The sequence below is a fragment of the Bradyrhizobium sp. LeoA1Lang genome (assembly GCF_055413685.1).
In genome coordinates this window covers 1-378 of the sequence record NZ_JBVAPG010000542.1, presented here as the reverse complement: position 1 = coordinate 378, position 378 = coordinate 1, and the positions used below count along the sequence as shown (strand labels likewise).

General features: G+C 60.1%; 1 protein-coding gene. It reads right to left on the bottom strand.

The window, feature by feature from the left end; all coding sequences use genetic code 11:
• Positions 1-109: 109 nt before the first annotated feature.
• Positions 110-378: ferredoxin family protein (locus ACZYOF_RS44440; RefSeq protein ID WP_463719107.1), on the bottom strand; the 269-nt coding region annotated here is incomplete at its 5' end.

Below are 378 nucleotides of genomic sequence, written 5' to 3'. Positions count from 1 at the left end.
CGCCCCAGCTGCCGTGTGCCGGCATCGTCGCAGCGAATTGATCAGGTCGCTCGTGGACCAATCTTGGGCCGTGCTTCTTGGCGATGACACGCGGCCTGCCGTTCAGCCCTCATCCAAACTTGAATAAGACGCCATATCCGCCACGCGGATAGCTCCATTCGATGTCGCCAGTGGGTTCGCCGATGACACGGCAGGTGCCGCATTCGATGCAGCCGTCGACGGTGACCTCGACCTGCCCCTTGTGGTTGAGCTCATAGCAGCGCGCCGGGCAGACCTTCAAGAGTGCAAGCAGCTGTGGGGACGGCTTCGTATGTGCGCGTACTTTGATGTGAGGATGACCGACGTCGACAAGATAGCGGTTGTAGAACAGCTTGTCCT